The organism is Hymenobacter humi, assembly GCF_042665855.1.
Classification (GTDB): Bacteria; Bacteroidota; Bacteroidia; order Cytophagales; family Hymenobacteraceae; genus Hymenobacter; species Hymenobacter humi.
Map to the genome: position 1 here is coordinate 679,258 of NZ_JBHTEK010000001.1, position 12,482 is coordinate 691,739.

A 12,482-nucleotide genomic window follows, 5' to 3' on the forward strand; every position below is an offset into this window, starting at 1 on the left:
GCCGTCGATTTTTTAGAAGCAGCTTTTACTTTCGTATCCGCCATAGCACGTTAAGGAAAAATTCGCGTTGGGAGGGCGAAATTACGTAAAAGTGCTGGCAATACCGAACCTTATGACCCTTGACTCCCTCCAGCTCCTTTTTTTAAAAATTACGACGACGCTTCCCTGCGATTATCCCCCGGCCTCAACTGCTTCATAGGCGATAATGGCAGCGGAAAAACCAATTTGCTTGACGCCATCCACTACTTGTCGCTCACCAAGAGCGCCATCACGGCTTCGGACGCCCTTTGTATCAAGCAAGGCGCTGATTTCTTTGTAGTTAAGGGTAATTTTTCCTCGGATTTGCCGCCAGAGCACGAAACTATTCAGGTAAGCCTGCGCCTGGGCCAGAAAAAGACCCTCACCCACAACAAGCAGCCCTACGAACGGATGGCCGACCACATCGGGCGCTACCCCGCCGTGCTGATTTCGCCCTACGACACCGACCTCATCCGGCAGGGCAGCGAAGACCGGCGCAAGTACTTCGACAGCCTGATGGCTCAACTCGACCACGAGTTTCTGGAGTTACTCATTGCGTACAACGCCCTGCTCCGCCAGCGCAACGCCGTGCTCAAGCAAGGCGGGGACCGCCCTTCGCACGGCTTCGACCGCGACTACCTCCTCGCCCTCGACGAGCAGGCGGCCCCGATTGGGCAACAGCTCACCACCCTGCGGGAAGCCTTCCTGGCCGAGTACGTCCCCATCTTCCAACGGCACTACCAGCAGCTGGCCGATGGCCGGGAAGTTGTCACACTTACCTACAAAAGCCAATTACTAGGGGCGAACTTTGCTCAACTGCTTCGGAGCAATGAGCGCCGTGATTTTGCCCTGCAGCGCAGCACCACCGGCTCGCACCGCGACGACTTCGTCTTCCTAATGGATGAACTGCCGGTAAAGAGCCACGCTTCCCAAGGCCAGCAGAAGTCCTTCGCCATTGCGCTAAAGCTGGCTCAATTTGAGATGCTCGCTGCCAAGCAACACCACAAGCCCTTGCTGCTCCTCGACGACATCTTCGACCGTCTCGACGACAAACGCATCGCGCGCCTGCTTGAGTGGTAGCCGACGAAACCTTTGGCCAGGTCTTTCTCACCGATACCAACCTGGAACGCACCGACCAGGCACTGGCGCGCGTGAGCATTCCCATCCTCCGATTCCGAGTACAGGATGGCACCGTAGCGCCGGTTTAAATCGGCTTAAGCGCTACCTTTGCGACTCCAAAACAAGGGCAGATTTGCCACGTTTTGATGCTCAACTCTACCCCGTGAAAAAGCCCTCCTCCCCTTCCCGCTCCGGCGACATCTCCCTTAAGGAAGGCCTCGAAGCGCTGGTGCGGACGTACCGGCTGCAAGGCAAGCTCAACGAGGTAACGGTGGTTTCCAGCTGGGAGCGGGTGATGGGAAAAGCAGTGGCATTGAAAACCCAGGAGGTGTACGTTAACAAGGGCCGGCTCTTCGTGCGTCTCAGTTCCGCGCCGCTCAAGCACGAGCTGCTTATGGCCAAAACCCGGGTGGCCGAGCTCATCAATGCCGAGGTTGGGGAGACCGTTGTAAGCGAAGTTATTTTCCTGTAGGCTGCCTTTCTAGAGTTGCTATTTACAAAGGCTAGCTGGAGCCCCGCATAAGTTCCAAGACGGTCGGCCGCGGGTTCGTCCATGCCACCTTATTCTCTCGGACCATCCCCCTCTCAGCTACCGAAGCTGACGCCGCCCAATTCTTTCGGCTCTCTTAAAACACGTGGCTTGGCTGGATGGGTTTGCACGCTCAATTTTCATGCAGGACTTTCAACTGGCAGGCTACACATCCTTGCTGTTTCCTGCCGTTGCTTCCCTCCTTTTGAATTTGGCAGGCAGCTCTCTGTTACAGCATGGTGAGCTACTGCGCGACGTACAAAAATGTTTCACGTGGAACATTTTTGTCACTTCGGGCCATACACCTTTAGTAAAAGCTCATTGTAGGCTTCCAGCAGGGCGATGTACTTCGTCTGCAGTAATAAAAGCTGTTTTGAAGGGTCAGAGTCGTTGTTAACAGCTTGTGTTACACGTTGTGTAACACTATTTGTAACAACAGGTTTGTGTATTGGTGTTACGAACGGAAGAGATGATTGCTGTACAACTGTAAAGTCGTTAGAAAAATCGTGATTAATGATATCACCGATTCTTTTTACAAAGTTGTAATCAATAGTGTCCTCTTTGAATTTACGATAAATGGTGGGACGTGTAATACCCAGTTCCTCTACGATACGCGTAATGGAAATACCGCTGTTTTTGATGGCTTCTTGCAGGATTTCCCCTTGGTGTGGCATATTCGTAGTGTTGCGTAACGCTTATGCAAATATGTCACAAGTGTACGGATTAAACAAACTTGTTCGTACAATTAAATTACAACACAAGGACTGTTACAATACATTTACAACTCACCAGTGTGTAACGCGCATAGACAACATACGTAACAATAATGCTTTACACATTCATTTTGTAACAGCCTCGTTACACCCTTGGATTTCGTTGATACCGGCCCCATGGGATTGAGAACAGTCCCGCCTGACTACCGAGAAGCCTTTTGTACTACGCCTCCCGCCCCACCGAAGCGAGGACGGACAGCAGGCGGTTGGGATAGTCCGTTGTGATGCCATCAACACCCAAGGCCATGAGACGACGCATGTCCGGCAGTTCGTTTACAGTCCATGGCACTAGTCGCAGCCCCGGGAAAACTGTTCGCAACTGTTGAACAGAATCTGTGGTAACGGTGCTAAAGTCCGGCCCTAAAGTGGTGGGCTGAAAGCCGAGCCTGCTCGATACTGGAGTGCCAGGGCTGGTCGGCTTCCAGCAGAAGACAGGTCGCCAGGTTGGGCTGGTTGTGGTGCGCCAAACGTAGGATGCGCGGGTCGAAACAGAGCAGCGTAGTACGGCTGCGAATTTGAGCGGCGTCCACCTCGGCCAATACCAAAGCCAAGAACTCCTCCGGCCCGGGATGGAAAATAAGGTCGCCGTCGGGGCTGCTTTTTACCTCTATCGAATAGCCAACCGGGGAGCGGCCCAGCGCCTGGTGGCCGCCTCCAGGGCTGCAATTACCTCCGTCAGCAAAGGCTTGTAGGCAGGCTGAGAAAGTTGTTCGGGAAAGCTGGGATGCCGCCGTTGGCCGCAGTCGCACCGCCGGATTTCGGCGTAGGGCAGGGTATAAGTTGAGCTGCCGGGCTTGGCTGGGCGGGATGAATTGTCCGTTCGAATCGAGGCAAATCGAAGGGTTGAGCCAGGGCTCGTGCGATACCACCACTTGCTTATCGGCCGAGATGACAACGTCCAGCTCAATAACATCGACGCCCAATTCGAGCGCATACAAAAAGGCTGGCAAGGTGTTTTCGGGGCGCAGGCCGCGGCAACCCCGGTGACCGTGGACTTCGGGGTGTGGGTTGAAGGAGCGGTCTAGGTGGAGCTTAGCCATAGACTGAAGGATTAGAAGACGCGGTGTGGAAATAGAATGGCCTGAGTGAGGAACCGAGCTTCCGCCCGGCCCAGGCCCAGGCCGCGGCGAAGCAGCTTTTGGTGAGCACCCCTACGCTAACCAGCCAGAACCCGTGGTTTGAGGTAGTTTTGCAGCTCAACATTCTGGTTTACGCTTTCATGAAAAAACTGCTGTTATTCGTATTGCTGCTGGCGCTGGCTACCGGGGGTACTATTATTACCGGAGCCTCAAGCAGGGACCGAAAGGTGCACTGGTTGCCGCAGCGGCGGCGGTGCAGACCCACGACATGGCCACGTTTGAGAAGTACGTAGACGTGACCAGCGTGACCAGCCACCTCGTCGACGAAGTCACCCAGCAGGGTTCGGCCCTAACCTCGCTGGTGCCCGGCGGCGGCCTGATACTGGGCGGTGCCATGCGCATGATTAAGCCCACCCTGGCCAAGGCCGCGAACGAGGAAGTACGGCGCTATGTAGAAACCGGGTCGTTGGAGGCCGCCGCGGCCGCTGCTCCCAAGCACCTGGTAAACGTATCCCTGACTGGCCTGGCCAGCCGGGTAGTGAGCCCCGAGAGCGAGTTCAAAGGCATTAAGTACACGCGGGAGGAAGGCGACCATGCCTTCGTTGGGCTGGAGATTACGCAGCCCAAGTACGACACCACGATGGTGGTGGAAGTGAAGCTGCGCCGCCAGGGCGACCACTGGCAGATGACGCAAATCACGAACAGCGGCGAACTGCTCCGGGGCGTGGCCCTGCTGGAAAAGAAGCGGCTGCTGAACCGCTAGCATAACCAGGGAACTGATAGCAGCTGTGGGCTGCAACTCCCGGCCTCTAACGACAACAAAAAGCCCCGGCCGAATTCGGCCGGGGCTTTTTGTTGACAATAGTTAAAAGGCAATCTACTTGCGCCCCGAGAACAGGAAGTAGATGATGGAGCCCACGATGGGGAAGAACCAAATGATGGCGCCCCAGACAAGCTTTTTCGTCAAGCTCCAATCCTGTTTGAGCAGGCTGATGACGGCGGCAATGGCCAGGATGAGGTAAATCACGCCGGCGATGGAAAGCCCCCGCTGTCGTTGTAGCGGCTGCAGGAAGTGGCCAGCAGCATCAGGGGAAGCAACAAAGCCGTGAAAGGCAAGCGGGAAGCGAGTTGGCGAAGGGTGTGCATGAGCAGGAAAGGAAAGTGAAAGAATGAAATTCAGCTCCGTTTACGCAACGCCCTCTAAATAGATTAAGTGAAATTTATTATTGTATGCTATAATCCTGATTATCAGAATTTTGATTGAATAAACAGGCTAATCTGGTTGATGAATACCGGGCCAGCGTAGGGCATGAGAGCCAGCAGCAGCAGCACGCCGTAAAGCGCCCCGTAGAAGTGGGCATCGTGGTTGATATTGTCGCCCCGGCGCCGGCCCATGTACCAGGAATAGGCCAGGTAGAGGATGCCAAACACGAAGGGCTGAATGGGAAACGGAATGGGGAAGATGATGATGCCGCCCCCATTAGTGTTCACCGGAAAAAGCAGGATGCTGGCAAACAGCACCGATGAAACCCCGCCCGACGCGCCCAGGCTGCGGTAGCCAGGGTCGTCGCGGTGGCGGAAGTAAGTGGGCAAATCGGAGAGGATGATGCCGCCCAGATAGAGCAGCAGAAACAGGCCGATGCCCAGGCCCGCGCCGTACCCTTCTGCCAGCGCCCGGAGCACCACGGGGCCGAAGGAGTAGAACGCAAACATGTTGAAGAGAAGGTGGGCCCAGTCGGCATGCAGGAAGCCCGAGGTGAGCAGGCGGTACCACTGCCCATCGGAGCGGGCCATACGGTAGGGCTCCATAATCCAGGAGTTCATCAGGCTCGTCTTTCGACCAGGCATAGACGGAGATGGCGACCGTGAGGCCGATGAGAATCAGAATGGGATTGAACACGGTGGGTTAGTTTTCGCGGTCCATGAGTTGGAGCGCGAGGTGATGCAGGGGCTCCTTGCGGGCTGCGGGCGCGGCTACGCGCTCCAAATGCTGGAGGGCATCCTGGAAGTAGCCGTTGATGAGTGCCTCGGTCTGAGGGCGAATTTCGAGCTCGTCGTAAATGGCGCGCACGGCCGTCACCTTGGCATCGGCGTCGGTAACAGGCTGGGCAATGAGCTGGCGCAGGATGGCCTGTTGCTCGGCGTTGGCCTGGGCTTGGGCGGTGAGCAGCAGAAAGGTCTTTTTGTCGGAAACGATATCACCGCCCACGCGCTTGCCGAAGGTGGCGGCGTCGCCGTACACGTCGAGCAGGTCGTCGCGCAGGCTGGAAGGCCAGCCCAATGTCGGTGCCGAACTGGCGCAGGTGGTCGGCGTCTTCCTCCGAGGCGCCGGCGAGGCGGGCGCCGAGCTCCAGGCAGAAGCCGAGGAGAACGGCCGTTTTCAGGCGAATCATGTCCAGGTATTGGGGGATGGTTACCTGGACTTCGGTTTCGAAGTTCATGTCCCACTGCTGGCCTTCGCAAACCTCGGAGGCCGTCTGGCTGAAGCGGGCGAGGATACGCGGGAGCAACGCCGGCTCAACCTCCAGAAACAGCTCGTAGGCCCGCACCAGCATCACGTCGCCGGAGAGGATGGCTACGTTCGGGTTCCACTTTTCGTGCACCGTGGCCTGGCCGCGGCGTAGCGGCGCCTGGTCCATCAGGTCGTCGTGGAGCAGGGTGAAGTTGTGGAAGACCTCGGTGGCCAGCGCGGGCTTAATAATACCGCTTAGCTCATCGGTGAAAAGGTGGGCGCCGAGCAGCGTGAGCAGCGGCCGGATGCGTTTGCCGCCCAATCCCATGATGTAACGGATGGGGGCGTACAGGGTATCAGGCTGCTCGCCGTAGTTGAGCTGAGCGAGGGCAGCGGTGATTTGAGCGGGAAAGTCAGCAGGGGTCATAGTGCGTGCAAAGAACGGGGGCGGCTGGCATTGCGAGAGGAGTGCAGAAAATGAGAAGTTGAGACGATGCGCGGCGGGAGGAACCTCACCCCCGGCCCCTCTCCAAAAGAGAGGGGAGCCGAGAGGCGCTCGGCCGGTAAACTCGACACTAATGGCTTCAACAAAAAAGCCCCAACTCAGGGTTGAGTCGGGGCTTAAAATTATCTGGCTCCCCTCTCTTTTGGAGAGGGGCCGGGGGTGAGGTTCTACTGGCTACCTACCGGCGCTTGCCCTTATGGGCACCTTTGGCCATGCCCGAACCCGAATGCTCACGGTAGCCGCGGGGGCTCCGCCGCCACGGTTCTTGCGCTCGTCGGCTTCGCGCTTTTTCACGGAGTCGGGGCGGTCATCAACCAGTTCGAAGTCGATGGTGCGGTCGAGCAGGTTGGCAGATTTTACGACCACCATCATCTCGTCGCCGAACTGAATGATGCGCTTGTTGCGGCGCCCCACGATGCGGTAGTTGTCCTTGTCGAGCTCGTACTCGTCGCCGGGAATGTCGCTGATGCGGACCATGCCTTCGCACTTGTTCTCTTCGATTTCGATGTACATGCCGCGCTCGGTGAGGCCCGATACCACGCCCTTGAACGTGTTGCCAATTTCGTCGGCCATGAACTCCACCTGCTTGAACTTGATGCTGGCGCGTTCGGCGTTGGCCGCCAGTTTCTCGCGAGCCGAGGAGTGCTTACACTCTTCTTCCACGGGGTCGACGGCTACGTTCTTGCCGCCGAGCAGGTAGTGCTCGAGCAAGCGGTGGGCCATCATGTCCGGGTAGCGGCGAATGGGCGATGTGAAGTGCGAATAGTGGTCGAAGGCCAGGCCGAAGTGGCCCAATGGCTCGGTGCTGTAGATGGCTTTGGCCATGGTCCGGATGGCCAGGCCCTGGAGCACATTCTGCTCGGGCTTGCCCACCACTTCCGAGCTCAGGTTGTTGAGCTCGGTGCTCACCTTTTGGGGTTGTCAAGCTTCAGCTTGTAGCCGAACTTCTGGGCGAAGAGGGCGAAGGTTTGCAGGCGTTCGGGCTCGGGCGCATCGTGGGTGCGGTACACCATGGTGAAGCGCGGCTTGGTCTTTTTGAGGTTGAACACAAACTCGGCCACCTTGCGGTTGGCCAGCAGCATGAACTCCTCAATCATCTTGTGCGCGTCCTTGCGCTCCTTCACGTACACGCCGAGGGCTTGCCGTTCTCATCCAGGCGGAACTTCACCTCCTGGGTTTCGAAGGTGATGGCGCCCTGCTTGAAGCGCTGGGCGCAGATTTTATGCGCCATGTCGTTGAGCACATTTATCTCCTCAGCATGGTCGCCGGCCTTGCTTTCGATGCGCTCCTGGGCCTCCTCGTAGGAGAAGCGGCGGTCGGAGTGAATGATGGTTTTGCCGAACCACGACTCGTAGAGCTTGCCGGTTTCGTCCAGCTCAAACACGGCCGAGAACGTCAGCTTGTCCTCGTGCGGGCGCAGCGAGCAGAGGCCGTTGCTCAGGCGCTCGGGCAGCATCGGAATCACGCGGTCCACCAGGTACACCGAGGTAGCGCGGTGCTTGCCTTCGCGCTCCAGCTCGGTGCCCGGACGCACGTAGTGGGTCACGTCGGCAATGTGCACGCCTACCTCCCAATGGCCGTTCTCCAGCTTCTGGATGCTCAGGGCGTCGTCGAAGTCCTTGGCGTCGGCCGGGTCGATGGTGAAGGTGGTGATGTTGCGGAAGTCGCGGCGGCGGGCAATTTCGTCTTCGCCGATAACCTCGCTGATGCCTTCCGATTCGGTCTCCACTTCCTCAGGGAATTCAAAGGGCAGGCCGAACTCGGCCATGATGGCGTTAATCTCAGCTTCGTTGCCGCCGGCCGCGCCGAAGTTGCGGATGACCTCGCCCACCGGCTGGCGGCCGCTGTCTTCCGGAAACTCGTTGATGCGCACCAGCACCTTGTCGCCGTTGCGGGCGTCGTGCAACAGGTGCGGCGGCACAAACACATCGAAGTACACCTTGCGGTTGTCGGCCTTTACGAAACCAAGCGTGCCCTGCACCTGCAGGCGCCCCACGATTTCGGGACGCACGCGCTTGAGCACTTCCACCACGTCGCCCACCGGGCGGCCGTCGCGGAGCTGCGCAGGCGCACGCGCACCACGTCGCCCTGCAGCGCAAACTTGAGCTGGTCGGTGAAGACGCGGATGTCGTCGGCATTGCCCGTGCCTTCGGGCACTACAAAAGCGAAGTTAGGCGTGGCCAAATCGACGGTACCGATGACCGTGTTGGTGTCGCGCTTCGGGCGGGAGTCGTCGCCCACGTAGTCGAAGCCTGCACCGCGACGGCGGTGGACCATGGGGTCCTGGCCAAACTCGGCCGCGGCAAAACGCTCGATGTCCGTGTTCGTCGGCGGCTGGGCTTTTTGGTCGATTTGCGGGCATTAGACGGCATCAGCGCAGTAGCAACGGCGTCCGTATCGGCCAGGCGGTATTCGTCGTTCTGAAGCAGCGTAATGAGTCCGTTTTTGCGCAGCACCTTGATGTGGGCAAATATCTCCTCCCGCTGGCCCTTGGTCGTGACGCCGAGGCGGCGCGAGAGCTGCCGGTAGGCAAGGACTTTGGTGGGGTTTTCGGTAAAGGCGCTCAGCACTTGTTCCTGGCTGATGGGCGCGGGTTCGGGCTTTTCGCGCTTGGCGCGGGGAGCCCGGGGTTCTCGGGGGTGTTCATGTAGAAAAGATGGCCGCCGAAAAGTTGATTGGTCGCAGGCGGCGAGAGCGGAAAAAATGGTTGGCCGAAGTAATCGGCACGGTAAGTAAAACGCGGCCGGGGCCGCTAGGTTGTAGCGTGGACTCTGCGAGTCCGCGCATTGTAGCGGTTGGCGTCGTAGAGACTCGAACCAGGAGCTACGGAAGTGGCGGGTAGCGCAAGGTATCGGTGCGGGCGCGGACTCGCAGAGTCCACGCTACAGCGCGGGTTACGCCCGGCTGGCCACGGCGGCTTCGATGTCCGCCAAACTATCCTTCGGGATGGCGGCCAGCAGGCCTTGGGTGTATTCGTGTTGGGGAGCGGCGTAGATGGCCGCCGCCGGGCCGCTCTCCACGATGCGGCCCTGGTGCATGACCAGCAGCCGGTCGCTCATAAACCGGGCCACGGACAGGTCGTGCGTGATGAACAAATAGGTGATGCCGAACTCGCGTTTGAGGTCGTTGAGCAGGTTGAGGACCTGCGCCTGCACCGAAACGTCGAGGGCCGAAACCGACTCGTCGCAAACAATCAGCTTGGGCTGCAAAGCCAGCGCCCGGGCTATGCAGATGCGCTGCCGCTGCCCGCCGCTGAACTCGTGCGGGTAGCGCTGGAAATGCTCGTCGCGCAGCCCCACGGTGCGCAGCAGCTCCATCACTTTCGCCTTTTGCTGCTGGCGGGTGCCGCCCACGTTGTGCACGCGCATCGGCTCCCAAATGGCCTCGCCCACCGTCAGCATGGGATTGAGGGCGGCGTAAGGGTCCTGAAACACCAGCGCAAATCGCGCCGACGGCGGCGCAGGTCACCACTCGACAGTTTGGCCAAATCGGTTCCTTCAAACAGGATGCTGCCGGCCGTTGGTTCCGTGAGGCGGAGCAGGGCCCGTCCCAGCGTGGTCTTGCCGCAGCCCGACTCCCCTACCAGCCCAATAGTCTCACCGGGGTAGAGCGTGAAGCTGACATCGTCCACGGCCCGCACGTAGTCGGTGGCCCGCCGGAAGAAGCCCTTGCGAAGCGGGAAGTACACCTGCAGGTTTTGAACCTGGAGAAGCGGTTCAGTTGGGCTGGGTTTTGGGTCTACCACAGACTCGCTAACCGGCGCCGAAGTAAGCTCAACGGGGCGTGGAACATCGCCAATTAGGCTATGTTCCACGGGGAACGTTTTGGCGGTTTCAATTTTATCCCGTAACTGCTGTGCTTCTACGGCGGGCCAAGATTCCGCAAGTGCCTCATCTGGCAGCGGAAGCACGGGCGCGGGCTGGGCCAAAAGCTGCCCGCTGGCGTCTTCCCGCATGAAATCGGCCACTACGGGCAGGCGTTTTTTGCCCACCGAGAGGCGCGGACGGCACGCCAAAAGGCCTTTTGTGTACGGATGTTGCGGATTTGAAAAAATATCCAGCACCCTCCCCTGTTCCACGACCTTGCCCCGGTACATCACCAGAATGCGGTCGGCAATTTCAGCCACCACGCCAAGGTCGTGGGTGATGAAGAGCACGGCGGTATTGTGCTGGCGGCGCAGGTCGTCAATCAGGCGCAGCATACGGGCCTGCACCGTCACGTCGAGGGCGGTGGTGGGCTCGTCGGCGATGAGCAGGGCCGGGCGGCAGGCCATGGCCATGGCAATCATCACGCGCTGCTTCTGCCCCCCGAGATTTCGTGCGGGTAGCTGTTGAAAATGGCCTCGGGGCGCGGCAGGCGCTTCGGCAAACAGCTCAATAGTGCGCTGCTTAGCGGCCTTGGGCGTGCAGTCGGTGTGCAGCAGCAGGGCTTCCACCACTTGGCTGCCGCAGGTGTACACGGGGTTCAGCGAGGTCATCGGCTCCTGAAAAATCATCCCGATGTCGTTGCCGCGCACCTGGCGCAGGTCGGTTTCGGAGAGTTTCAGCAGGTCAGTATTGCCGAGCTTTTCAGAAAGGAATACGGTGCTGCCGCTGGCAATGCGGCCGGGCGGCATCGGAATCAGCCCAAGTAGGGCAAGCGAAGTCACCGATTTGCCCGAGCCCGACTCCCCCACAATGGCCAGCGTCTCGCCCCTATTCAGTTCAAACGACACGTTGTCCACGGCCCGCACGTCGCCGCGGTGGCTGGAGAAGTCAATGGTGAGGTTGGAAACGGTGAGTAGCGGGTTGGGCACAGTGTGGGATAAGAGGGCAGAAAGGAAGGGCTAGCAGCAGGATTTCCCCGCTTGGATAGGCGGGCATTTCACGCTGCCGTAGCTGCAAAACACGCAGCAATCACCAGCCAGCGGCTTGAGAACGGTGTGGCAGTTGGCGCACTCGTGAAAGTACACGCAAGCATCAGTGGGCATGGTTTCCGTGGTGACATGGCCGCAGTTGGGGCAAGTCAGCGTCGATTGCAGCAGCGCGGGGCTCTCGCTGTTGCTAGAACAGCAAGTAGAGGCTGAAGCGACACTAGCTTGGGAATGGGCCATGAGCTTGGAAACAACTCGATTTCAGATAGGAAAGCAGGCTAAAATTTATGTCTTGCCGGTTTTCGTTACGCAAGAACGTCATGCTGAGCGAAGTCGAAGCATCTCTACTGCATAACTACCCCTTTTCGGGTGGATTAGCATTGGGGTAGAGATGCTTCGACTTCGCTCAGCATGACGTTCTGTTTAACGTCGGCATTCAATTCGGTTAGCTTGTCTGCTGCTTAGGCCAGGTTCTCAGAATCGGGAGCTACCAGCGGGGCGCGCTCCGTGGCCACTACAGCATTTTGCTCTCGCTGGTTTTCCTCATGCTGATGGAAAAAGCGGCTCTGATTGAGCAGAATCAAGGCCACGCCTACGAAAATGGAGGAATCGGCAATGTTGAAGATGGGCCAGAGCGACACGTACTTCCCTCCTAGCAGCGGCCAGTTCTGGGGCAAAAAGCCTTCGTAGATGTCCACGTACAGCATGTCAACCACTTGGCCGTAGAACCAGCGCGTGGGCGAGGCAAAGGGGGCATTGTTGTAGATGATGCCGTAGAAAACCGAGTCGATGAGGTTGCCGACGGCGCCGCCCAAAATCAGGGCCATGCAGGCGATGTAGCCCGCCGAAGCGCGCTGCCGGCAGAGGCGAATGATGTAGTAGCTCAGGCCAAACACGGCCACCAAGCGAAAAGCAGTGAGCGCTAGCTTGCCGTAGGGTGCCGGGAGCTCAGCCCCGAAAGCCATGCCCGGATTCAGCGTGTAATGGAGCTTAAACCAGTTGCCGAGCAAGGGAATTTCCCCCGCCATGCCGGGCTGCATGTAGGTGTGCACGGCCCACTTCGAGAGCTGGTCGATGGCAATGATGAGCAGGGCCAGCAGGAAGAATTTAGCGGCGGATTGCTGGCGATTGGTGAGGGTTGGGTGCATTCAGACG

At 58.8% G+C, this 12,482-nt stretch carries 14 protein-coding genes and 3 pseudogenes; 4 read left to right on the top strand and 13 right to left on the bottom strand.

Going from position 1 to position 12,482, the window contains the following annotated elements; genetic code table 11:
- Positions 1 to 195: 195 nt before the first annotated feature.
- From recF to ACFQT0_RS03820, 3 genes are all read left to right on the top strand, one after another.
- Positions 196 to 1,098, top strand: a complete 903-nt coding sequence (gene recF / locus ACFQT0_RS03810; protein ID WP_380205901.1) for a DNA replication/repair protein RecF — start codon at positions 196 to 198, stop codon at positions 1,096 to 1,098.
- A complete protein-coding gene (locus tag ACFQT0_RS03815) occupies positions 1,092 to 1,226 on the top strand; it encodes a hypothetical protein (RefSeq protein WP_380200519.1) in 135 nt (44 codons plus the stop codon). The genes recF and ACFQT0_RS03815 overlap by 7 nt, the downstream gene beginning before the upstream one ends.
- A 74-nt stretch (positions 1,227 to 1,300) precedes the next feature.
- Positions 1,301 to 1,609 carry a DUF721 domain-containing protein gene (locus ACFQT0_RS03820; protein WP_380200521.1) on the top strand — a complete coding sequence of 103 codons (309 nt, stop codon included), beginning with the start codon at positions 1,301 to 1,303 and terminating at the stop codon, positions 1,607 to 1,609.
- Positions 1,610 to 1,953: 344 nt separating this feature from the next.
- Here the strand turns inward: ACFQT0_RS03820 and ACFQT0_RS03825 are convergent, their stop codons facing one another.
- The 3 genes from ACFQT0_RS03825 to ACFQT0_RS03835 all read right to left on the bottom strand — a co-directional run bounded on the left by ACFQT0_RS03825 (position 1,954) and on the right by ACFQT0_RS03835 (position 3,479).
- The gene (locus tag ACFQT0_RS03825) at positions 1,954 to 2,340 is read right to left on the bottom strand and encodes a helix-turn-helix domain-containing protein (protein WP_380200523.1); all 387 of its coding nucleotides are present in this window, start codon (positions 2,338 to 2,340) and stop codon (positions 1,954 to 1,956) included.
- A 262-nt stretch (positions 2,341 to 2,602) separates the two neighbouring features.
- Positions 2,603 to 2,698 carry a hypothetical protein gene (locus tag ACFQT0_RS03830; protein ID WP_380200525.1) on the bottom strand — a complete coding sequence of 32 codons (96 nt, stop codon included), beginning with the start codon at positions 2,696 to 2,698 and terminating at the stop codon, positions 2,603 to 2,605.
- Between the two features lie 88 nt (positions 2,699 to 2,786).
- Positions 2,787 to 3,479 carry a glycerophosphodiester phosphodiesterase family protein gene (locus ACFQT0_RS03835; RefSeq protein WP_380200527.1) on the bottom strand — a complete coding sequence of 231 codons (693 nt, stop codon included), beginning with the start codon at positions 3,477 to 3,479 and terminating at the stop codon, positions 2,787 to 2,789.
- 292 nt (positions 3,480 to 3,771) lie between these two features.
- Between ACFQT0_RS03835 and ACFQT0_RS03840 the strand changes: the two genes are divergently transcribed.
- A complete protein-coding gene (locus ACFQT0_RS03840) occupies positions 3,772 to 4,281 on the top strand; it encodes a hypothetical protein (RefSeq protein ID WP_380200529.1) in 510 nt (169 codons plus the stop codon).
- Between the two features lie 114 nt (positions 4,282 to 4,395).
- Here ACFQT0_RS03840 and ACFQT0_RS03845 read toward each other — a convergent pair whose 3' ends face one another.
- The 10 genes and pseudogenes from ACFQT0_RS03845 to ACFQT0_RS03890 form a co-directional block, all read right to left on the bottom strand.
- Positions 4,396 to 4,545, bottom strand: a complete 150-nt coding sequence (locus ACFQT0_RS03845) for a PLDc N-terminal domain-containing protein (protein WP_380200531.1) — start codon at positions 4,543 to 4,545, stop codon at positions 4,396 to 4,398.
- Positions 4,542 to 4,664, bottom strand: a complete 123-nt coding sequence (locus ACFQT0_RS03850; protein WP_380200533.1) for a hypothetical protein — start codon at positions 4,662 to 4,664, stop codon at positions 4,542 to 4,544. The genes ACFQT0_RS03845 and ACFQT0_RS03850 overlap by 4 nt, the downstream gene beginning before the upstream one ends.
- Before the next feature lie 102 nt (positions 4,665 to 4,766).
- Positions 4,767 to 5,327: a rhomboid family intramembrane serine protease gene (locus tag ACFQT0_RS03855; RefSeq protein ID WP_380200535.1), complete on the bottom strand. Its 561-nt coding sequence runs from the start codon at positions 5,325 to 5,327 to the stop codon at positions 4,767 to 4,769.
- Between the two features lie 97 nt (positions 5,328 to 5,424).
- Positions 5,425 to 6,397, bottom strand: a pseudogene (locus ACFQT0_RS03860) (polyprenyl synthetase family protein).
- Positions 6,398 to 6,649: 252 nt separating this feature from the next.
- Positions 6,650 to 7,384 carry an RNB domain-containing ribonuclease gene (locus ACFQT0_RS03865; RefSeq protein ID WP_380200537.1) on the bottom strand — a complete coding sequence of 245 codons (735 nt, stop codon included), beginning with the start codon at positions 7,382 to 7,384 and terminating at the stop codon, positions 6,650 to 6,652.
- Positions 7,381 to 8,516: pseudogene (locus ACFQT0_RS03870) on the bottom strand (ribonuclease R family protein). The gene ACFQT0_RS03865 and the pseudogene ACFQT0_RS03870 overlap by 4 nt, the downstream one beginning before the upstream one ends.
- The gene (locus ACFQT0_RS03875; protein ID WP_380200539.1) at positions 8,432 to 8,752 is read right to left on the bottom strand and encodes a hypothetical protein; all 321 of its coding nucleotides are present in this window, start codon (positions 8,750 to 8,752) and stop codon (positions 8,432 to 8,434) included. The pseudogene ACFQT0_RS03870 and the gene ACFQT0_RS03875 overlap by 85 nt, the downstream one beginning before the upstream one ends.
- 617 nt (positions 8,753 to 9,369) lie before the next feature.
- A pseudogene (locus tag ACFQT0_RS03880) lies at positions 9,370 to 11,270 on the bottom strand (ABC transporter ATP-binding protein).
- Between the two features lie 30 nt (positions 11,271 to 11,300).
- The gene (locus ACFQT0_RS03885) at positions 11,301 to 11,498 is read right to left on the bottom strand and encodes a GDCCVxC domain-containing (seleno)protein (RefSeq protein ID WP_380205902.1); all 198 of its coding nucleotides are present in this window, start codon (positions 11,496 to 11,498) and stop codon (positions 11,301 to 11,303) included.
- A 290-nt stretch (positions 11,499 to 11,788) separates the two neighbouring features.
- A complete protein-coding gene (locus ACFQT0_RS03890; RefSeq protein ID WP_380200541.1) occupies positions 11,789 to 12,475 on the bottom strand; it encodes a lipoprotein signal peptidase in 687 nt (228 codons plus the stop codon).
- Positions 12,476 to 12,482: the final 7 nt, after the last annotated feature.

Bases quoted from the DNA above. Each gene is read 5' to 3' on its own strand.
- ACFQT0_RS03890 (WP_380200541.1), bottom strand. From the start codon at position 12,475: ATGCACCCAACCCTCACCAATCGCCAGCAATCCGCCGCTAAATTCTTC.
- ACFQT0_RS03850 (WP_380200533.1), bottom strand. From the start codon at position 4,664: ATGCACACCCTTCGCCAACTCGCTTCCCGCTTGCCTTTCACGGCTTTG.
- ACFQT0_RS03830 (WP_380200525.1), bottom strand. From the start codon at position 2,698: ATGCGTCGTCTCATGGCCTTGGGTGTTGATGGCATCACAACGGACTAT.
- ACFQT0_RS03855 (WP_380200535.1), bottom strand. From the start codon at position 5,327: ATGGAGCCCTACCGTATGGCCCGCTCCGATGGGCAGTGGTACCGCCTG.
- ACFQT0_RS03875 (WP_380200539.1), bottom strand. From the start codon at position 8,752: ATGGTCCACCGCCGTCGCGGTGCAGGCTTCGACTACGTGGGCGACGAC.
- ACFQT0_RS03825 (WP_380200523.1), bottom strand. From the start codon at position 2,340: ATGCCACACCAAGGGGAAATCCTGCAAGAAGCCATCAAAAACAGCGGT.
- ACFQT0_RS03835 (WP_380200527.1), bottom strand. From the start codon at position 3,479: ATGGCTAAGCTCCACCTAGACCGCTCCTTCAACCCACACCCCGAAGTC.